Consider the following 19,049-nt stretch of genomic DNA (forward strand, 5'->3'; position numbering starts at 1 on the left):
CAGGGAGGGGCCGGGGATGTAGGCGGTGGCCAGCCACGGCCGGACGGCGTCGGTGTCGGCGTCCACGACCTGGGCGGTGTAGAACCCGCCGACCTTGCGGGCGGCGTCCACCTCGGAGGTGAAGCGGCGCCGGAAGTCGCTGTTGCCGGCCAGCTCCGGGCGCACCACTTTGACGGCGACCAGGCGCCCGCCCGGGGAGCGGCCCAGGAACACCTCTCCCATCCCGCCTCCACCGAGCCTTGCGTGCAGCCGGTAGGAGCCGATGTGAGCCGGGTCGCCGTCGCGTAGGGGGTCGGTCATGGTGACTCATTCCTCGTCGAGATCATCGCCGGTCGGTGTCGATGATCCCAAAAGAGGGGCCAACAGGATCCCGGTGACCGCCTTGCAGGTGCGCCCGTCCGTCATCGCCGTCGGCCAGGTCCTGAGTACCGCGGGTACGGGCAGCGGGCCGTTAGACTACACCGGTGTTCGCGCGCGTTCCCCTGGCCGTCCGCTCATGGCCGGCCTGGTGGAGAGCCCAGCCGTCCTTGGTCAAGGACGGCGCGCTCGCGGCGACGCTCACTGCGCTGGCCTTCGTACCGACGCTGTCCGTCATCGGAGCCCAGCTCAGTGACCTGCCGAAGCGACCGGCCGACGCCTTGGCGGTGGTGCTGACCGTGGCGCAATCGGCGCCGCTGGCGTTCCGCAGCCGTCACCCGGCGGCATGCCTGGCCGTCATCGGCGCCGCCTTCGCCGTTCATCAGGCGCTCTGCTGTCCGCCGACGTTCGCCAGCGTCGGCTTCTACCTGGCCCTGTATACGGCCGGAGCCCAACAGTCCCGGCACCGTCGCACGCTCGCGGCGGCGGTGAGCGCCGGCTACGCCGCACTCGCGATCGTCCTGAGCCGGCTGGGATCCCCCAACCGGATCCCGGACTTCGTCGCCTTCTACCTGGTTCTGGTCGTGATCTGGATGGCCGGAGCCGGGATGCGCCGGTGGCGGGCCGAGGAGGCCGAACGGCGGCGGCTCGGCGCGCTGGCGGCCGGCGCCGACGAACGCGCCCGCATCGCCCGTGAGCTGCACGACGTGGTCACCCATCACGTGACCGCCATCGTGGTGCAGGCCGACGCCGCACAGTTCCTGGTCGGCACCGCACCGGAACGCGCAGGGCAAGGGCTGGCCGCCATCAGCGACACCGGCCGGCGGGCGCTGACGGAGCTCCGGCATCTGCTCGGCGTGCTGGAGGCGACCGGCGACGACGCGCTCACGGACCGTACGCCGGGCCTCGGCAGTATCGCCGACCTGGTCGAACAGGCCCGCGTCTCCGGCCAGCCCGTCGAACTGACCGAACACGGCGAGCGCCTTCCTCAACCCGTCGACGTCGAGCTGGCCGCGTATCGGGTGGTTCAGGAAGCCCTCACGAACGCCATCAAGCACGCGACCGGCCGGCCCACCAGGGTCGCGGTCCACCACCGCGCCGGCCACATCGACATCGAGGTGACCACCGACGGGTCCGCTCTGGTGGAAGGTCCCGCCGTGCCGTCCGGGGGGCGAGGGCTGGACGGGCTGCGCCGCCGCGTCCAGATGCTGAACGGTGAGCTGACCGCCGGCGCCCGGCCCGGGGGCGGGTTCACCGTCCGGGCCCTCATCCCCTTCAGGAGCACCGCATGACCAGTACGCCGATCCGGGTGCTCATCTGTGAGGACCATGAGCTGGTGCGCACCGGCTACACCACGATCTTCTCCGCCCAGCCCGACATGGAGGTCGTCGGGGACGCCGCGGACGGCCGCGCGGCGCTCGAGGCCGCCCGGCGGCTGCTGCCGGACGTCGTCGTGATGGACATCCGGATGCCCGTCCTGGACGGCATCGAGGTCACCAGGCGACTGGCCGGTCCAGGCGTCGCCGCTCCGGTGAAGGTACTGGTGGTGACCACGTTCAACGTCGACGAGTACGCCTACGAAGCACTCAGGGCAGGCGCCAGCGGCTTCCTGCTCAAAGACGCGCGGCCGAAGGAACTGGTGGACGGCGTACGCACCGTCGCGCGCGGCGACTCCCTGCTCGCGCCCGCCGTCACCCGGGCCCTCATCGGCCACTTCGCCGAGCGCCTGCGCCCCACCGACTCCGCCCGCCCGGCCCTGCAGGAGGTCGTGCGGGCGCTGACCCAGCGGGAGCTGGAAGTACTCGAACAGCTCGCCGGGGGCCTGTCCAACGCGGAGATCGCCACACGACTGTCCATCAGCATCGAGACCGTCAAGACGTACGTGTCGCGGATCCTGACCAAACTCGACCTGCGCGACCGTGTACAGGCGGTCGTGCTCGCCTACCGGGTGGGACTGGTGGCCGCCGATCAGGGGTGACACGGCGGTCAGGCGGAGGGCTCGGCGCGGTGCGGCCGAGGCCGGATCCGGCCGGCGCGGGCGGCCCGCCGCAGCAGGAGAATCGTGGGCACCAAGCAGACCAGCAGCGCGAAAAGGCTGGCCTCAGGGCCGAAGACGCCGCCGGTCAGCGCGGTCGGGCCGGACAGCGTGACGTTCAGCAGGCCCTCGGGCGGCGCGGCCGATCCGGAGACCGTGACACCGAAGATCCCGGCTTGGGCGAAGTTCCAGGCGAAGTGCAGGCCGATGGGCAGCCACAGCGAGCGGGTGGCGACGTAGGCGGCGGCCAGCATGGCTCCGCCCGTCAAGGCGATCGCGAACACGCCCCACAGGGTGGCGTTGCCGTTGACCAGGTGCATCGCACCGAACAGCAGCATGGACACGACCAGGGCGATCACAGTGCCGGCACGTTCCTCCATGATGCGGAACACCACCCCGCGAAACAGCAGTTCTTCGGTCACGGCGACGCCGGCCATCAGCCCTGCGGTGCCGAGGAAGCCGCCGAAGGAACCCCAGGACAGCTCCTGCCAGCCACCGAACACCGCGATCAGCGCCATCAGCCCGGCGAACAGGCCCGACCCGAGCAACATCCCGCGCCACAGCTGGGACCATCGCCGCGTCTTCCCGAGTTCGGGGACGTCCGGACGCAGCTCGACGACCCTGCACAACCAGCGGTAGCAGATGACGGCGATGATGGCCAGGCCGACCCCCACCGGCAGGGCGAGGATCGGTACGGGCGAGACGAGTTGGTTGATCCCGGTCGTCACCGACATCACACCGAACAACGCGACCAGCAGGACGGGGAACCGGAACCTGCGCAACCGGTCACGGGCCGTGGCCGAACCGGTGTGCGAAGGGGTGGTTCTCGGATGCTCAATTCTCGGATGCTCAGGGGGCGCCACGATCGCGATCCTTTCGATCAGATGTCCGCGGTGTCTTCCGCGGCTCAAGTGAGGCTAGGGATCGGAGCCGGGCATGCCATCCCCCTGGAACGGACACAGCGGTAGCTCTCACGAGGGATCAGGAACCGCCCCCCGCCTCGCCGGCCCGCGCACCGGCAGCGACCGGCTGAAGGCCGCCGACGCCGGCCGAACCCGCGACGTCCAGGGCGTGTAAGCCACTCCTGAGAGCACTCAAGAACAGCCCACACGGAAATGCTCACCCCAGCGCACCGTCCACGCAAGCGACGTACCACGTCGAGAGGGGCGTCGGCGGCCGACATGATAAGCAGCTGACGCCGACCGGTCCCAGAGCGGGGATGGCGTCCAGCAGCGCGGCGGCATGACCCTGACCGCTTCGCCGAACTACGTGAGCGGATCTGGGAGAAGCGCACACGAACCGGTGACAGATGCCTATGGGCAACTCTTGACCGGGCTGCCTAGTTTCTTGAACGGAACCGCCTCCGTGAAGGGAGCATCATGCGGCCCGTCCGAACGCTCGTCCTCGCCCTCGTCGCGGCAGCGCTCCTGCCCGCGACGGCGGCCGCGGCCCAGGAGCGTGTGTACGACTGCGCCCAGGGCTTCTGGTCGCCCAACCCCTACCGCGGAGGGATCGACATCCTTGCCGGCGGCTGCACGGGACCGGCGTCGGGCACGGAACCGGCCTACGTCACGCTCCGGTCCGGGGTGCCCTCGCCTCCCAAGACGTTCCTGTGCCCGACGGCCGCGTATGCCAACGTCACCGTGGTCGCGTCGCAGTGCGCCCACGTCCCGCCGGCCTGACACCGGAAGCCCGTTGAACGGCGTCAGTCCTGCGCCGGCTGGGAGGTGGGCGCGTTCGCGGACGAGGGTCTGCGCGCTCAGGACGCAGGCGGCGAGGACCACCAGTGAGCCGGCCGGGCCAGGTGACCGACGCGCAGCAGGGTCACCGCGTGGAGGATGAGGGTCGTGGCGGCGGGAGAGAAGCCCTCGTCCTGCTTGTACCGCTTTGAAGATGCGGCAGTACGGGCAAGACGGGTGAATTTCGAAGCGGACAGGTGATCCACCACCGAGGGGTCCTGCCACGACTGCCTATGCGCGCGAGCCGCGATCACCGCCTACGTGGCCTTGGTTCACCCTGGAGCTTAGGACCGGGGTCCTAGATCGTTCGCTGCTGGACCGTCTCAAGGCAGGAAGAAATCGCCCGCCCGCGACGGCACGCTGGAATCATGATCACGATACGCGCACGGAACCCTGGTGAACGCCGTAGGGGCAGGTGGCCGGTCATCGCCGTAGCCGCGGCGATGCTGATCGGCACGGCCCCGGCGGCGTCGGCCTCCGGGATCGACGGACCGCTGAGATGGCAGGACTGCGAGAGCGAGGGCGTACCCGCGGGCATGCAGTGCGCTGCGATCGATGTCCCCGCGGACTGGGCAAGGCCGGAGGGACGGAAGATCACGCTGGAGCTGGCCCGGTTGCCGGCCACTGAGCCGTCACGCCGGCTCGGCAGCGTCCTGGGCATCTCCAGCGGTTACGGGATCCAGGACCTGACCCGTTCCGCGGCGGATCTCACCGAGCTGCGGCGCACGTTCGATCTGGTCGGCTACAACACGCGTACCACCACGTGGATCACGCACCTACCCCAGGCATGCACGCAGCCGGGGGTGTCCCCGCATGATCCGCGCAATGCGAAGGAGCTCGCGGCGCTGGCCGCGGCGATGAACGACGCGTTCAAGGAGTGCCAGAAGGCGGACACGACGGGGCTGTTCGCGCACCTGGATGCCTTGTCGATCGCCAGGGACACCGAGGCGATCCGCGAGGCGCTGGGCGAAGAGCGGCTCAGCTTCATGGCCAGCGGCATCGGCGGGACCGCGGCCGCCGCGTATGCCCGGCTGTTTCCCCAGCACATCCGGGCCATGTACCTCGATGGAGTGAACAACCAGACCGAGGGCTGGCCCGCGCAGCGGCTGCTGGGCCTGCCGGTCATGCAGCGGATGTTCACCAGGTTCGCCGACTGGTGCGCGGAGACCCCCGCCTGCGCGCTGCACGGCCAGGACGCCGAGGCGGTGTGGCGCAGGCTCCTGCGGGATGCCGATCGCCATCCGATCTCGGTCACCTCGTCCCAGTACGGCGAGGGGAAGCTCACCGGATGGCTGTTGACATCCACCCTCCCCCTCGACCCAGGGCCGGAGAACGCCAACTGGCTGACCTTCGCGGCCGCGGTGGACAAGGCGCGGAGCGGAGACGGGTCAGGGTTCGCCGATCAGGCGCTCTTCAACGCGCGGCATTCGGCAACGCCCGGGGCACAGGTGATGAGCTGCGGGGACGACCGCGGATACACCAGCTATGCCCAGCTTGAGGACTTCCGCAGGAAAGCGCGGAAGATCGCACCTGAGTACGCTGGAGCGGCCATCGACGCGCTCGGCTGCACAGGCTGGCCACTGCCGGTCGCCAATCCATCCCGCCCGCTGCTCACGCGGGGGCTGCCGCCCTTCCTGGGAGTGGGCACCACGTGGTTCGACTACACCTCGACCAAGAGCTTCACCAGCATGATCCCGGGGTCGGTGACCGTCGCCTACGACGGACCTGGTCACGTCATGTACCTGTCAGGCAAGAAGTGCCCGATCCGGCACGCCACCAGGTACCTGACCGACCTGACACTCCCAGCCCCGGGCACAGTCTGCCCCGCCGAATGATCAACGCCCAGAGCCAGGTCAGGGTGGCGTCGGGGACAATCGCTGTCCCTTCCGAGGGTAGGTCGTACCGTCCCAGCACCCATTGCCCGTCAGGCGGTGCCGAGCCCTGACGACGCGTGACGGGGGTACGAGCGCGGCGAACGCCGTCTTCGATCTCTGCGTGGTGGCCCGTCCGATCGGGTTGCTCCGTCAAGGTGCGGCGGTGGGCGCCACCCAGCTGCTGAGGAGCCGGAGCGCCTGCGCGGTCGGGGAGCCCGGCTCGACGTTGTAGACGCACAAGGTCTGGTCGGGGTCGCCCGGAGGCTGGAAGGACTCGTAGTGGAAGTGCAGCTCGCCGACGAGGGGATGGCGATAGTGCTTGGTGCCGTGCGTGCGGCGCAGCACGCGGTGGTCGTTCCACCAGGAGCTGAACTCCGGCGAGCGCAGGGTGAGCTCGCCGACGAGGTCGGCGAGCCGGCGATCCTGGGGATGGCGACCGGCTTCCAGGCGGAGCATGGCAACGGTTTCCGCGGCGACGCGTTCCCAGTCGCCGGTACGGATTCGGGCCTCGGGGTCGAGCAGGTAGTAGCGGGCCAGGTTGCGCTGAGGCACGGCAAGGGCCTCGAAATCGGTCAGCACCTCACGGGCCAGGCGGTTGGCGGCCAGGACGTCCGTACGGCGGCCGAGGATGAAGGCGGGCACGTCATGGAGGGTCTGGAGCATCAGGTGGAGGCCGGGCCTGACCCGCTGGGGGCTGACGGGGGCGTGACGGGCAGGGCGAGCCAGCAGGTCGGTGAGATGCTCGCGTTCGGCGGGGTCGAGCTGAAGGGCCCGCGCGAGCGCCTCGACGACCTCGGGCGAGGGGTGACCGGCGCGGCCCTGTTCGAGCCGGGTGTAGTACTCGGTGCTGACTCCGGCCAGCCTGGCGACCTCGCCGCGGCGCAGGCCGGACACGCGACGCGCGCGGCCGTCGGCGGGCAGCCCGGCCTGGTCCGGGGTGATCCGGGCACGGCGTGAGCGCAGGAAGTCGGCGAGTTCGCGACTGCGGTCCATGTCCTCCAGTGTGCGGGGACGGGCGAGCGGCCAGGTGCACGGAGGTGGCCCTGCCAGTACCTGCCTCGCGGATACCTGCCCGGGCAGGGCCCGTTCGGGCACCCCGAGAAGGGGACGTGGACTGGTGTGCTGGTGAGGGACCGCGGCGATGGGCCGCGGACGACTCGGAAGGCTTGCACCATGAACGCAGCAACCCCTCTCGCCGGCCGCGTGGCCGTCGTCACCGGCGCGTCGAGCGGGATCGGCGAGGCCTCGGCCGAGCGACTGGCCGCACTGGGCGCACGTGTGGTCGTCGTGGCGCGGCGTGCGGAACGGCTGGACGACCTCGTCGCCCGGATCGGTGAGGCCGGCGGCCAGGCTTCGGCGCTGGCGGCCGACGTCACCGACGCGGCGGCGGCACGGGCCGCCGCCGAACGGGTCGCGGCCGAGCTGGGCGGGGCCGACCTGGTGCTGAACAACGCGGGCGTCATGCTGCCCGCCCCCATCGAGGAGCTGACCGCCGATCAGTGGCAGCGCCAGATCGACCTCAACATCACGGGCCTGATGAACGTGATCGGCGCGTTCGTCCCCCAGCTGGTCGAGGCAGCAGGTACGCGCGGCGTGGCCGACCTGATCAACACCTCCTCCATAGCGGCGCAGAACATCTTCCCGAACTTCGCCGTCTACTCCGCGACCAAGGCGTACGTCACTCATCTGTCCCGGCACCTGCGGGCCGAGCTGGGGGCCAAGAACGTACGGGTCTCGGCGATCGAGCCGGGGATCGTCGGCACCGAGCTGCAGAGTCACGTCACCGACGAGGGCGCGCGGGCGTGGCTGGAGGGCTCCAAGGAGACGATGGAGTGGCTCACGCCGCAGGATGTCGCGCAGACCGTCGGGTTCATCGCGAGTCTGCCACCGCGGGCGAACCTCCAGCAGGTCACCATCATGCCTACCGGCCAGCCCAGCTGACCGCCGCCGCCGAGACCGGCTTGTCGCGATGGCACTCGTTCGGACGAAAAGCTCCCGTGGGCGGCCGCGACTGCACGAGGGAGTGGATGCGGCGCCCCTCCCCTCCTCAGCCGGAGGGTGAGGCCGGCCTGCCGAGCACCTCGGTGAGAGCTGCGATGCTGTGGTCGCCGTGGCCGGCCTCGGCGGCTCGCCTCAGCAGGTCGTTCAGCGGGCCGAGCCATGCCACGTCGACGTTCGTCTCCCGCGCGAGGTCTTCGTCGTGGGCCGCTCCGGCCAGGAACAGGTTCACGGAGGAGGCGGCGTCGCTGTAGTCACCGCTGTCGATCTCCCTGGCGTACACCGGGAGCAGGGACTTGATCATGTCCAGCCACTTGCCGGTGAAGCGCACCATGCTGCCCGCGTCCAGCCCGCGCGCCCGAAGGGCGGCGGCGCCCTGGAAGAAGCCGACGAGCGTGGGCAGCAGGAGGGCGCCCACCGCCATCTCGTACAGGGCGGCCAGGTCGACCTCGTCGCCCAGGTGGACGGTGTCACCGCCCAGTGTCGTCAGCGTCGGCGCGCAGGCGTCGAAGACGGCCTTGTCCCCGCTGTAGTAGATCAGGGTGTCCGGCGCCCCCACGGCGGCGGGCACGTTCTTGACCGCGCCGTCGAGGTAGCGGGCCCCGTGGGAGCCGGCCCAGGCGGCCGTCTCCCTGGCGCCGGCCGGGGACCCGCTGTTCAGGGTGACCAGGGTGCGCCCCGACAGGGCGGCGGCGACCGGCTGCAGGATCTGACGGGTGTCTTCGTACGTGGTCAGGCAGGTGATGATCAACGGGCTCGCGGCCACGGCGTCCTCGATCGCCTCCGCGTGGATCGCGCCCCTGGTGGCGAGGAGTGCGGCCTTGCGCGACGTACGGTTCCACACCGTCGTGGGGTGTCCCGCCCTGATGAAGGCCTCGGCGATGGCCGCACCCATCGAGCCCAGCCCGATGACGGTCACGTTGTCGTCTGTCATTGCGCGCTCCTTGGTGATGTGTGGTGGTCGGGTCAGTGGTGAACGGGCACCGAGTGCTTGCCGGTGCTCTGTGCGGACGTCTTCCTGTCCCGGTGCAGCAGCAGGAGCAGCGCTGTCGCCAGCCCGGCCAGCGCGAAGACGGCGGTGGCCAGGAAGCCCGCCTGGAACCCGTCGTTCAGGCCCTCGGCGTCGGCGCCCGTCGTGGAGGCGAAGGCGACCGACGAGGCGATCGCGATGCCGAGCACGAGTACCACAGAGCAGCCTGATCATCCGGCAAACGCGCAGCTCAGCAGCAGTGTCCGAGTTGAGGCACCACACACGATCGAGAGTGATGGGCAGTTGGTGCCGTGCGTGATGGCCGGCGAACGTGAATTGCCGAAAAGGGAGTACCTAGCCGCTCACCCCTAGTTAGAGTTCCTGCATGGGTGCAACTCCTCGGATGACGGTACCGACCCAATTGGTTCTTCGGGCTCTCCTTCAGGTGCCGACACGCGAGATGTACGGGCTGGAGATCTGCGCCGCCGCTGGACTTCAACCCGGCACCATCCATCCCATTCTCGCCCGCTTCGAGCACGTCGGATGGCTCGAAAGCCATTTCGAGGATGTGGATCCCCATGAGGTCGGCCGGCCGCGCCGTCGCTATTACAAGCTCACCACTGACGGCGCCGAACAAGCACGTATCGCCTTGGCGCAAGCCCAGGCCAAGATCGCGAAATCAGGCTCGATGAGTCAGCCCCGGCATCTCGGTGACCTGGCATGACCGATGGCGACGTCACTCCTTCTCACAACATCGGCGCGCTGGGGGCATATGTTGAACAGGCAGAGGACTCGTCTGCCTATACGTATGCGCGTGAACTCCTCCGAGACCTGACGTACTACTCAGACGTTGGCGCCTACATCGAGATCAACCTCTTCAAACAGGGGGATGAAAGCTCTGGCACGCTCAAGGAGCTTCTTGGTCAGTCCATCCTGCTCGCACGCGCACTACGTTGCACGATGCAGAGGTCACTGCCTTTGGAACTCGACAGTCGGCTCACCGTCTATCTGGAAAGAGCGGCCTCGCACGCAGTCTTGCTGGCTCAGTCGTTGAGTCTGACCATGCATGGCGACTCCTCCTACCACCTCGACAGCGGGCGAGACGATACCCGCAAGCTCAACCTGAACCTCGATGCCTCCCTGACCCTGGCGCACAAGCTTTCGGCTCAGCCAACTGACCGGCGGGAACTGAAACAGCTCGCCTCTCCAGCTCTACGTTTGCTCCAACTACAGGCGCGCCTTCTGCCGTCCGCGGCCCGGGACCGCTACCTGGAGGAATGGCGTGCGGAACTGCATTTTCTGGCCAAGGCCCGCACCGGCCAGTTCGTTCAGCTGAAATACGCGCTGCGGCAACTCGGGAAAGTGGCCCAACTTCGATTTGCTCTCAGACCGCACGCCTTTCTGATGCGCCGCATTCAGATCTTCATGTACTGGACGCTCACGAGCCATCTCCGCACGTGGGGCGTTCTCGGCCCTCTGCTCGTTCTGGCGATCAGCAACGTGTACATCCAACAAGGGTGGGGGTCCGCGGTTCTGGCGTTACCGGTCATCCCAGCCTTTCACGGGAGTGTGAAGTGGCTCAGGAAACGGTTGGGCATCAAGACCAAGCGCAAACCACCACCGCCGAAATAGCACACCACTCGGGGCGGGCGCCGTTGCGTGGGCGGCGCCGAAACCTGTGCATGACATCTGGCCCGCCCTTCCATCCGCGGCACTCGTGTTCTACGCCTGCCGTATCTGCTGATGGTCCGGTCGTTCGGCTGGTTGACGCTACTCACGCAGGGCGACACCTCCAAGGACGTAGAGATTTTGCTGCTGCGTCATGAGGTCGCCGTCCTGTGTCGTCAGGTCGCCCGGCCACGAACAGACTGGCCGACCGCGCTGTCGGCCGCACTGGCGCGACGACTGCCCACGCAGCCTCGCCTCCATCGCATCGTGACGCCGGGCACCTTGCCGGCCTGACACCGCCAGCTGGTCAGTCAACGCTGGACGTTGTACGGCGTCACAGGGTGCTTGATCTGCATGATGGCAGCCGGGCAGATCTCCGCGAGCGAATGTCGGCCAGTTCGGCGGCCTGCCCAGACGGTCCTCCCTGGTCCGGGCCTGCCACGCAGCTCGGCCTCGGGAGTGGGCGGCAGGGTCCACTCCGTCATCGGGCGCTCTGTCCGCGACCTGCGCCGACCCCGTCAGCGCGACAACGACTGCAGTGACGACCCGGCGATCCGGTGCCCGGCCCAGCGCTTGATCTTGCGCAGCGTCTCCAGCCGGCTCGCCGCCCGGTCGAGCCGGTGGTACAGCCGCGGCGGCAGGTACGACAGCAGCGGCGAGTGCCGCTGGCCGAGCAGCGCGAACATCTGCGCGGGCTCCAGGCGCAGGTAGCGCGGCAGGTCCTCGTAGAACCGCGCGCTGTGGCGGGCGGCGCTCTGGACCGGCAACAGCGCGGCCTTGCGCTCCCGCTCGTAGGCCGCGAGCGCGGGCGCCAGGGCGGAGTGGCGCTCGATCGCGCCGGCCAGCGCGATGGCGTCCTCGATCGCGAGCGTGGTCCCGGCGCCGATGGAGTAGTGCGTGGTGTGCGCGGCGTCGCCGAGCAGGACGAGGTTGCCGCGGTGCCAGGAGCGGTTCGTCACGGTCTGAAAGCGCAGCCACTGCGCGACGCCCTGCCCGCGCCCGACGAGCCGGTGCCCGTCGAGCAGGTCGGCGAACAGCTTGTCCAGCAGCTCCAGGTTGCCCGCCTCGTCGGCGCGGTCGAGCCCGAGCCCGTGCCACGTGGCGGGCGCGCACTCGATCACGCAGGTGCTGCGCTCGTCGTCGAAGGGGTAGCCGTAGCACCAGATCCAGCCGTGCTCGGTCTCCACGAAGGCGAAGGTGAAGGCGTCGAAGACCTTGGTGGTCCCGAGCCAGATGTAGGTGTTGCCCCCAGTGGCGACCTCGGTGCCGAAGTCGTGGCGGCCGCGCAGCGGGCTGTTCACCCCGTCGGCGGCCACCACCAGGTCGGCGTCCGGGACCTCGCCGAGGATCTCGCGCTCGAACTCCACCCGCACGCCGAGTGCGATCGCCCGGTCGGCCAGGATGCCGAGCAGCCGGTGGCGGCCGATGCCGAAGCCCTCGTCGCCGCGGTGCGTGGTGGTGCGGCCGCCGACGAGGGCCATCCCGTCATGCCACCGCACGGACACCTCGCCGATGGCGCGGCCCGACTCGGGATCGCTCGCGTACAGCCGGTCGAGCAGGCTGCCCCAGTACGTCACGCCCCAGCCGTACGTCGAACCCGCCGGATCGCGCTCGAAAACGGATATGTCACACGAAGGATCGCGCAGCTTCATCAGGATCGCGAAATACAGGCCGGCGGGCCCGCCGCCGACACAAATTACCTTCTGCACTTCATTTGGCACAGAGTAGTTATACGCGCACGGTACGCTATCGGCCGCGCTACGCCACGCCGGACCCGAGTCAGCTCGCTCACCCGAGCGCGAGCCGGGTCATCCAGGTGATCAGGAATCGGGTGACGGATCTGAACGACGCGGGCTGCCGGGCGCGCTTCCTGATCCGAGATCGGGATGGGAAGTTCCCGGTGCTCATGAACGAGGTCCTCGCCGAAGGCGGCATCACGAGGGTGCTCACCGGTATTCGGATGCCTCGGAACAACTCGATCACGGAGCGGTGGGCCCAGTCGTGCCGGCACGAGCTTCTCGACTGCTGCCTGATCTGGAACGAACGCCACCTTCGGCACACCTTGCGCGACTACGAACACTTCTACAACCAGCACCGAGCACATCAAGCCCTGAACCAGCCCGCCCCGCTGCGCAGCGTCCCCGATCCGATCACGGGCTCCGAGCCAATCATCGAGCTGAACGTACGTCGGCGAGACCGGCTCGGCGGCGTCCTCCACGAACACCCACAAGCGGCTTGGCCGCGTGTCCCGTGCCGCCGACGCCGTGGTTCGCTCCGAAGGCCGCGCCAGGCTCCTGATCAACGACAGCCGGCCGCCTTTCACCGAGCTTCGGGAGTTCCGGCTGCCTGCCGGCGACAAGATCTCCACGCCCGCGCATCCGCCCGGCCCCGAGAACTGTTGCAACTCCACTCGGGCAGCGTCGCGGTCACCGTCGGCGGGGCACACTTCCAACTCGCCGCGGGAGACGCACTCCGTATACGAGGCGACCGCCCGCGCGCCTACAGCAGCCGAGGCCCAGAACCGGCCCACTTCACGATGGTCGTGATCCATGCCGGCGCCCGAGACCCTCGCTCCGCGAGCCTTGCCCCCGGCTGATTCGACGGTCTGTCGTGAGGCTCCACCCCGCGGTGCTCCGATCCGTCCCGACCACGTGCAAAGTACCGGCAGGTCACACTCCACGATGACCGAGCGGCGAGTCCGACTATGCCCGCTGAAAGCCCATATGATCGGATTGGGCGCAGGGGAAGGTCGTGCACCTCTGGCGATCGAGTGGATGCGCCGTGACTGCTGAGGATCTTCATGTTGCACGGCCGTCAGGCGGAACAGGCCCGGATCGACCAGATGCTCGACGGACCGGGCGGCGCTCTGGTGGTGCGCGGCGAGGCCGGCATCGGCAAGACGGCCCTTCTGGAGTACGCCGCCCGGCGGACGCCCGGGCGTGTGCTACGAGTCGCCGGGGTCGAGTCGGAGGCCGAGTTGCCCTTCGCCGCCCTGCATCTGCTGTTGCGCCCCGTACTCGACGGCGTCGGCGCGCTGCCCAGGCAGCAGGCGGAGGCGTTGCTGGGCGCGCTCGGCCTCGGTGAGGCGCCCCGAGGAGACCGCTTCCTCGTCGGCCTGGCGACACTCAGCCTCCTCGTGGAGTTGTCCGCGGAGGAACCCCTGGTCTGCCTGGTCGACGACGCGCAGTGGCTGGACAGCGAATCCGCCGACGCCCTGGTGTTCGCCGCGCGTCGCCTGCACATCGAGCCCGTCGTCGTTCTGTTCGCGGCGCGGGAGGACGGCGGTGCCTTCCCCGGTGGGGGGCTGCCCGAGCTCCGGCTGGACAAGCTCGACGCCGACACGGCGGGGCATCTGCTGGCCGAGCAGGCGGCGGACCTGCCGCTCGCCGTCCGCGATCAACTCGTCGCCGAGGCGCAGGGCAACCCGCTGGCCCTGATCGAGCTGCCCCGCATGCTCAGTCCCGAGCAACGGGCGGGCGCCTTCACCCCCCTGGCCTTCTCCCTCGGGCCGGTGGAGCCGGTGACGGACCGCGTGCTCGCCAGCTTCCGCACCCGGATCGCCGCTCTCCCCGCCGCCACTCGCTCCTGCCTGCTCACCGCGGCCCTGGACGACCGCGGCGAGCTGAAGGTTCTCGCCGCCGCACTCGGCCGGCTCGACGCCTCGCTGGCGGACTTCGCGCCGGCGGAGCGAGCCGGACTGGTCCAGGTCAGCGCGGCCGGTGTCGTCTTCCGTCATCCACTCGTACGCACAGCGGTCCTGCTCGCCTGCGACATCGCCGCCCGGATGACCGCACATCGGGCCCTGGCACATGCGGTCGACGACGACCGGCGCGCCTGGCACCTGGCGGCCGTCACCCTGCGACCGGACGAGGGCGTGGCCGGAGAGCTGGAGAGCGTGGCGCTGCGCGCCCGGCAGCGCGGCGGGCAGGCGACGGTCTCGGCAGCCTACGCGCGGGCGGCCGAGCTGTCCGCCGACCCGGCCCACGCCGTACGCCGGTGGACGACCGCCGCCGGGGCGGCCGCCGAGGCGGGGCTGAGCCGGCGGGCGGCCGAGCTGGTCGCCGCGGCGCTGCGGCAGGCGGGCTCGTCCACGCTGGACCGATCGGTCCTGGCCGAACTCGCCCGGGTGCGGGCACAGCTCGCATTCGAGGCCGACAGGCCGCTCGAGGCCGCCCGGCTGCTGCAGGAAGGCGCCGAGACGGCGGATCCCTCCACGATGCTCTCGCTGCTCGGCCTCGCCGGCTTCTACGTCTGGACCAGCGCGCCCCACCCCGATCAGATCGCCCTGACCCGTCGCACCGAGGAGCTGACACCCGACGGTGGCGGGCTCGCCGCCGCGGTGGGCGCGATCAACCGTGGCTTCCGCATGATCCTGGAAGGGGACACCACCCCCGTACCGGCCTTCCCCGACGGTATGGGAGAGCTGACGGCCGTGCCGTTCGAGGTTCGCATGGTCATCACCTACCACGCGATAGTCCGCGCGGAACGCGACGAGATGCTCACCGGCGCGACCGCCCTGGTCGAGGAGTGCCGGGCACAGGGGCGCCTGGGCCGCCTCCCCCAGGCCATGACGGTCCTCGCCATCGCCCAGCTGATCGACGGGCGTCACCGGCCGGCGCGTGCCACGGTGGCCGAGGGGCTGAACCTGGCCGCCGACGTCGGCCAGCCGTTCTGGCGCGGCTACCTGGGAGGCGTCCAAGCCTGGCTGTACGGGGTGGCGGGCATGGAGGAGGAGTGGGCCGCGTGCACCGCCGAGGCCTTGCGGCACGCCGACGACAGGTCCTGGCTGCCGGCGGGCACGTGGGCCGAGTACGGGCGCGTGATCCTCGACCTCGGACTGGGTCGCAACAAGGCGGTGCTCGACCGGCTGGACAGGGTGACGGAGGGCACCTCGCGGCACGCGTTCATCTGGAGGTATGCCTGGCCGGACTACATCGAGGCGGCCGTCAGGGCGGGCACGCCGCGACGCGCCGAACCGGTCCTGCGACGCTACGCGGCCTGGGCCGAGGGCGTCGGGCAACCCGGTCCGCTCGCCGTACTGCATCGGGCACGAGCCCTGCTGGCCTCCGACGATCAGGCCGCGGGCCTCTACGAGCGTGCGCTCGCCGTGCACGGCCGGCACGAGCAGCCCTTCGACCAGGCCAGGACCCGCCTGGTGTACGGCGAGTGGTTGCGCCGCCAGCGGCGGCGCGCCGAGGCCCGCATGCAGCTCGAGACAGCGATGGAGGCCTTCGACCGCCTGGACGCCTCCCCGTGGTCCGCCCGCGCGGCCGCGGAGCTGCGCGCCACCGGCGCCTCGCCGGCCCGCCGCGTCAGGGCCGACGACCCGCTGGCCACGCTCACCCCGCAAGAGCTCCAAGTGGTACGGCTGGCCGTCACCGGCGCGTCGAACCGGGAGATCGGCGCTCAGTTGTTCCTCAGCCCGCGCACGGTCGCCTACCACCTGTACAAAGCCTTCCCCAAGCTGGGCGTCTCCTCGCGCGGTGAACTGGCCGCGTTGGGCCCGATGACCTAAGCGAGCCGCGGCGGCTCCAGCAGGATGACGGAAGCGACGTCAGGGCGACCCTTCGTAGCGTCTCCTCCATGAACGTTCCCACCTACTCCCTCGCCGAGCGCGACCGCCGCTGGGCACTCGCACGGGAGATCATGGAAGCTGAGGACGTGCAGGCGCTCATCGCCTACGGCGAGCACGAGTGCGCGGACCTCGCGCCCTTCGCGCCGGACGTCTACTTCACCAACGACCGCCCCGGCGCGATCGTCATCTTCTGCCGTGACGCCGACCCGATCGAACTGACCTGGTCGACCCTGCCGGTCGCCGACCACATCCAGGCGCTGCGCCGCGGCGAGGAGCTGTGGATCCCGCCCGAGCGCATCCGCGTCGCCAAGCACGCGGCCGGGGTGGTGGAGGTCCTGCGCGAGCACCGCCTGGAGAGCGGGAAGGTCGGCGTGCTCGGTCTGGACCCCTACCCGCCCTTCCACATCAACCCGATCATGCCGCACGGCCTGTGGAACCAGGTGCTGGCCGAGTTGCCCGGCGTGGAGTTCCAGCCGGTCGGGCTCAGCTACCTGTTCGCCACCATCTGCCAGTCGGAAGAGGAGCTGGCCGTCGTCCGCCACTCCGCCGCCACCGGTGACGCCATGGCCGAGGCGATGGCCGAGGCGGCCCGGCCAGGCGCCAGCGAGGCCGACGTGTACGCCGCGGGCATGACGGCCGCTTTCCGCCGCGGGCTGGCGGCTCCCGACATGCTGATCTCCTCCGGGCCCGGGTTCATCTCATGGGGCCCGCCGGCCTGGTCCTACCGGCCGCAGGCGCCGCGCGTCATCGAGGACGGCGACGTGATCATGGCGGAGGTGTTCTGCCGGTTCGGCATGAAGGAGACCCAGCACCAGGTCGCCATCGCCGTCGGCGAGGTCCATCCCGACATCGAGGTGGGCGCCAAGGTCGCCCGCGCCGCCTACGAGGCCGGGCTGGCCGCCGCCCGTCCCGGCAACACCTTCGGCGACCTGGTCGAGGCGATGCGCGCGCCGCTGGAGGAGGCCGGAGCCTGGAACGTGCACCCGCTGGTGCACACGCTCAACCCCATGGGGCCGGTGTGCGGGTTCGGCGCCGGGCTTCGCCGCCTGCCCGAGGCCGCCCGCTACGGACGGCTGTTCGAGGTGCCGACGATGGGCGGCGAACTGCCCCTCGCCCCCGGCATGACCTTCGCCTTCGAACCCAACGCCGTCATCGGCGACCGCCTGACCAACCTGGGCGGCACCGTCGTCATCGGCGAGGACGACCCCATCGAACTGAACCCGCTGACCGCCCAGCTGCTGAGGAGCCGGCCGTGATCACCATCGACCACACCACGACGTACGCGCGTCCCGCCGCCGCTGTCTTCGCCGTCCTGTCCGACCCCGCGCGTTTCCCCGAATGGCAGGCCGACGTCCTGGAGTCGCGGGCGGACGGGCCGCTGCGTGACGGCGTCCACGTCGAGCAGGTACGCAAGGTGATGGGCCGCCGCACCGAGATCGGCCTGACGGTAGCCGGCTACGTGCCGGGTGAATCGCTCACGCTGCACACCCCGCCGCAGGCCAAGCCGGGGGTGAGCCAGGCGTACCGAGTCAGCGACGTCGACGGCGGCTGCCGGGTGGAGTTCCGGCTGGAGCTGGAGGGGGTGCCGAAGATGGCCGAGCACCTGGTGCGCACCCAGCTCGGCAAGCAGGTGCCGCAGCTCTTCGAGCGATTGGGGACGCTGCTGTGAGCATGCACATCCCCGAGCGGGAGATCGCCGAGCGGCCCGCCGCCTACAACGGTCCCAACCTGTCGCCGGTCGGTCTGGAGCTCGTCCCAAGGAAGCTCGCCGACGGCGTCCACGCGCTGATGGCCGTCCCGGCGCCCAAGGACAACAACGGGCTCATCGCCGGACGGGACGCCGCGCTGGTGGTCGACGCCGGCATCACCCCTGACGTGTCGCGCACGATCCAGTCGCTGGCCGCCGAGCTGACCGACCGGCCGCTGCGCTACCTGGTCAACACGACCTACCACGGTGATCACACGTTCGGGAACATGGCTTTCCCCGCCGACACCGTGATCATCTCCTCCCGCGCCAACCGCGACAACATGACCGACCTCGGCTTCGAGAAGCAGGTCAGATCGGGCAACATGTACGGCGACGAGGCCCTCTTCGACGCGGTGACCACCTGGCGACTTCCCGATGTCGTCTTCGACTCCTTCGCCGAGGTCGACCTGGGCGGCCGGACGGTTGAGCTGTGGCACTTCGGGCCCGGCAACGGCCCAGGCGACACCGTGGTCTACGTGCCCGACGTCAGGACGGCGTGGACCGGCAACCTGCTGTGCCACGCCGGCATCGCCCACATGCTGCTGCAGGGCGGACCCGCGCCGTACCTCGCCACGCTGCGTGCCATGAAGGCGGCGCTGCCCGAGATGCGGACCATCGTGCCCGGCCACGGCCCCGCCGGCGACGGCCACCGGGCCATCGATGCCCTGATCTCCTACCTCGAACGGCTCCACGAGGAGGTCCACACCGCGACGCGGCAGGGCCGCACCTTGGAGGAGACCACCCGGACCTGCACAGATCCGTGGGCCGAACGCCTCGACCCGGCGCTCGCCTCCGCCCTCGGGCCGCCCCAGGCTCAGGACGCGATGCTGCACCTGTGCCGCAACCTGCACAGGCTCAACATCCTGACCACCTACCGCCTCTACACGATGGAGGCGTCCGCCGGATAGAGCGGTTCACCGATTCGGGGCCGGCCCACGGCGAGCGCGGTCCGAAGCATCGGGACATGAAGCAGCCCCGCACCGTCCCCATCCCGCCCAGGCATCTTCAACGCCGGCACATCGCGACGTTCGTGGTCGGACCGGACGGCCGACCATTTCGTGGACCCGTCCCTTCCACAGGAACGCC

Annotated in this window: 18 protein-coding genes and 1 pseudogene; 13 read left to right on the forward strand and 6 right to left on the reverse strand. The window is 70.1% G+C overall.

The features are described from left to right. Positions 1–300: pseudogene (locus ACWEJ6_RS47420) on the reverse strand (WD40 repeat domain-containing serine/threonine protein kinase); the annotation flags it as partial. A 164-nt stretch (positions 301–464) separates the two neighbouring features. Between ACWEJ6_RS47420 and ACWEJ6_RS47425 the strand changes: the two are divergent. Continuing rightward, the gene (locus ACWEJ6_RS47425; RefSeq protein ID WP_452431933.1) at positions 465–1,649 is read left to right on the forward strand and encodes a sensor histidine kinase; all 1,185 of its coding nucleotides are present in this window, start codon (positions 465–467) and stop codon (positions 1,647–1,649) included. Continuing rightward, a complete protein-coding gene (locus ACWEJ6_RS47430; protein WP_452431934.1) occupies positions 1,646–2,335 on the forward strand; it encodes a response regulator in 690 nt (229 codons plus the stop codon). Before ACWEJ6_RS47425 ends, ACWEJ6_RS47430 begins: the two co-directional genes overlap by 4 nt. 8 nt (positions 2,336–2,343) lie before the next feature. On the opposite strand, the gene ACWEJ6_RS47435 is transcribed toward ACWEJ6_RS47430, so the two are convergent. Beyond that, positions 2,344–3,255: a CPBP family intramembrane glutamic endopeptidase gene (locus ACWEJ6_RS47435; RefSeq protein WP_452431936.1), complete on the reverse strand. Its 912-nt coding sequence runs from the start codon at positions 3,253–3,255 to the stop codon at positions 2,344–2,346. 516 nt (positions 3,256–3,771) lie between these two features. Between ACWEJ6_RS47435 and ACWEJ6_RS47440 the strand changes: the two genes are divergently transcribed. After that, positions 3,772–4,074 carry a hypothetical protein gene (locus tag ACWEJ6_RS47440; RefSeq protein ID WP_452431938.1) on the forward strand — a complete coding sequence of 101 codons (303 nt, stop codon included), beginning with the start codon at positions 3,772–3,774 and terminating at the stop codon, positions 4,072–4,074. Positions 4,075–4,499: 425 nt separating this feature from the next. After that, complete coding sequence (locus tag ACWEJ6_RS47445; protein WP_452431939.1) at positions 4,500–5,966, forward strand: alpha/beta fold hydrolase; 1,467 nt, start codon at positions 4,500–4,502, stop codon at positions 5,964–5,966. A 189-nt stretch (positions 5,967–6,155) separates the two neighbouring features. Here the strand turns inward: ACWEJ6_RS47445 and ACWEJ6_RS47450 are convergent, their stop codons facing one another. After that, positions 6,156–6,998 carry a helix-turn-helix transcriptional regulator gene (locus ACWEJ6_RS47450; protein WP_452431941.1) on the reverse strand — a complete coding sequence of 281 codons (843 nt, stop codon included), beginning with the start codon at positions 6,996–6,998 and terminating at the stop codon, positions 6,156–6,158. 180 nt (positions 6,999–7,178) lie between these two features. Here ACWEJ6_RS47450 and ACWEJ6_RS47455 point away from each other — a divergent pair, with 180 nt between their 5' ends. After that, on the forward strand, positions 7,179–7,946 hold the full coding sequence (locus ACWEJ6_RS47455; protein WP_452431943.1) for an SDR family oxidoreductase: 768 nt from the start codon (positions 7,179–7,181) through the stop codon (positions 7,944–7,946). Positions 7,947–8,052: 106 nt separating this feature from the next. Here the strand turns inward: ACWEJ6_RS47455 and ACWEJ6_RS47460 are convergent, their stop codons facing one another. Together ACWEJ6_RS47460 and ACWEJ6_RS47465 are read right to left on the reverse strand one after the other, a co-directional pair. After that, positions 8,053–8,937: an NAD(P)-dependent oxidoreductase gene (locus tag ACWEJ6_RS47460; protein WP_452431945.1), complete on the reverse strand. Its 885-nt coding sequence runs from the start codon at positions 8,935–8,937 to the stop codon at positions 8,053–8,055. A 32-nt stretch (positions 8,938–8,969) separates the two neighbouring features. Beyond that, positions 8,970–9,191 (reverse strand): hypothetical protein, encoded by a 222-nt coding sequence (locus ACWEJ6_RS47465; protein WP_452431946.1) that lies wholly within the window; start codon positions 9,189–9,191, stop codon positions 8,970–8,972. A 167-nt stretch (positions 9,192–9,358) separates the two neighbouring features. Here ACWEJ6_RS47465 and ACWEJ6_RS47470 point away from each other — a divergent pair, with 167 nt between their 5' ends. From ACWEJ6_RS47470 to ACWEJ6_RS47480, 3 genes are all read left to right on the forward strand, one after another. After that, positions 9,359–9,697 carry a PadR family transcriptional regulator gene (locus ACWEJ6_RS47470; protein WP_387682780.1) on the forward strand — a complete coding sequence of 113 codons (339 nt, stop codon included), beginning with the start codon at positions 9,359–9,361 and terminating at the stop codon, positions 9,695–9,697. Then, positions 9,694–10,605, forward strand: coding sequence for a hypothetical protein (locus tag ACWEJ6_RS47475; protein ID WP_452431947.1), 912 nt, complete (start codon positions 9,694–9,696; stop codon positions 10,603–10,605). The genes ACWEJ6_RS47470 and ACWEJ6_RS47475 overlap by 4 nt, the downstream gene beginning before the upstream one ends. Before the next feature lie 111 nt (positions 10,606–10,716). Beyond that, on the forward strand, positions 10,717–10,935 hold the full coding sequence (locus ACWEJ6_RS47480) for a hypothetical protein (RefSeq protein WP_452431949.1): 219 nt from the start codon (positions 10,717–10,719) through the stop codon (positions 10,933–10,935). A gap of 224 nt (positions 10,936–11,159) precedes the next feature. Here ACWEJ6_RS47480 and ACWEJ6_RS47485 read toward each other — a convergent pair whose 3' ends face one another. Further along, positions 11,160–12,362, reverse strand: a complete 1,203-nt coding sequence (locus ACWEJ6_RS47485) for an FAD-dependent monooxygenase (RefSeq protein ID WP_452431951.1) — start codon at positions 12,360–12,362, stop codon at positions 11,160–11,162. A 185-nt stretch (positions 12,363–12,547) separates the two neighbouring features. On the opposite strand from ACWEJ6_RS47485, the gene ACWEJ6_RS47490 reads away from it, so the two are divergent. From ACWEJ6_RS47490 to ACWEJ6_RS47510, 5 genes are all read left to right on the forward strand, one after another. Further along, complete coding sequence (locus ACWEJ6_RS47490; protein WP_452431977.1) at positions 12,548–13,237, forward strand: integrase core domain-containing protein; 690 nt, start codon at positions 12,548–12,550, stop codon at positions 13,235–13,237. Between the two features lie 204 nt (positions 13,238–13,441). Further along, on the forward strand, positions 13,442–16,156 hold the full coding sequence (locus ACWEJ6_RS47495; RefSeq protein WP_452431952.1) for an ATP-binding protein: 2,715 nt from the start codon (positions 13,442–13,444) through the stop codon (positions 16,154–16,156). Positions 16,157–16,224: 68 nt separating this feature from the next. After that, positions 16,225–17,472: a M24 family metallopeptidase gene (locus tag ACWEJ6_RS47500; RefSeq protein ID WP_452431953.1), complete on the forward strand. Its 1,248-nt coding sequence runs from the start codon at positions 16,225–16,227 to the stop codon at positions 17,470–17,472. Continuing rightward, the gene (locus ACWEJ6_RS47505) at positions 17,469–17,885 is read left to right on the forward strand and encodes an SRPBCC family protein (RefSeq protein WP_452431954.1); all 417 of its coding nucleotides are present in this window, start codon (positions 17,469–17,471) and stop codon (positions 17,883–17,885) included. The genes ACWEJ6_RS47500 and ACWEJ6_RS47505 overlap by 4 nt, the downstream gene beginning before the upstream one ends. A gap of 2 nt (positions 17,886–17,887) precedes the next feature. After that, the gene (locus ACWEJ6_RS47510) at positions 17,888–18,871 is read left to right on the forward strand and encodes an MBL fold metallo-hydrolase (RefSeq protein WP_452431979.1); all 984 of its coding nucleotides are present in this window, start codon (positions 17,888–17,890) and stop codon (positions 18,869–18,871) included. Positions 18,872–19,049: the final 178 nt, after the last annotated feature.

Source organism: Nonomuraea sp. NPDC004702 (genome assembly GCF_053601695.1).

Bases quoted from the DNA above. Each gene is read 5' to 3' on its own strand.
- ACWEJ6_RS47430 (WP_452431934.1), top strand. From the start codon at position 1,646: ATGACCAGTACGCCGATCCGGGTGCTCATCTGTGAGGACCATGAGCTG.
- ACWEJ6_RS47500 (WP_452431953.1), top strand. From the start codon at position 16,225: ATGAACGTTCCCACCTACTCCCTCGCCGAGCGCGACCGCCGCTGGGCA.
- ACWEJ6_RS47455 (WP_452431943.1), top strand. From the start codon at position 7,179: ATGAACGCAGCAACCCCTCTCGCCGGCCGCGTGGCCGTCGTCACCGGC.
- ACWEJ6_RS47450 (WP_452431941.1), bottom strand. From the start codon at position 6,998: ATGGACCGCAGTCGCGAACTCGCCGACTTCCTGCGCTCACGCCGTGCC.
- ACWEJ6_RS47495 (WP_452431952.1), top strand. From the start codon at position 13,442: ATGTTGCACGGCCGTCAGGCGGAACAGGCCCGGATCGACCAGATGCTC.
- ACWEJ6_RS47475 (WP_452431947.1), top strand. From the start codon at position 9,694: ATGACCGATGGCGACGTCACTCCTTCTCACAACATCGGCGCGCTGGGG.
- ACWEJ6_RS47490 (WP_452431977.1), top strand. From the start codon at position 12,548: ATGAACGAGGTCCTCGCCGAAGGCGGCATCACGAGGGTGCTCACCGGT.
- ACWEJ6_RS47470 (WP_387682780.1), top strand. From the start codon at position 9,359: ATGGGTGCAACTCCTCGGATGACGGTACCGACCCAATTGGTTCTTCGG.
- ACWEJ6_RS47445 (WP_452431939.1), top strand. From the start codon at position 4,500: ATGATCACGATACGCGCACGGAACCCTGGTGAACGCCGTAGGGGCAGG.
- ACWEJ6_RS47440 (WP_452431938.1), top strand. From the start codon at position 3,772: ATGCGGCCCGTCCGAACGCTCGTCCTCGCCCTCGTCGCGGCAGCGCTC.
- ACWEJ6_RS47510 (WP_452431979.1), top strand. From the start codon at position 17,888: ATGCACATCCCCGAGCGGGAGATCGCCGAGCGGCCCGCCGCCTACAAC.
- ACWEJ6_RS47460 (WP_452431945.1), bottom strand. From the start codon at position 8,937: ATGACAGACGACAACGTGACCGTCATCGGGCTGGGCTCGATGGGTGCG.
- ACWEJ6_RS47480 (WP_452431949.1), top strand. From the start codon at position 10,717: ATGGTCCGGTCGTTCGGCTGGTTGACGCTACTCACGCAGGGCGACACC.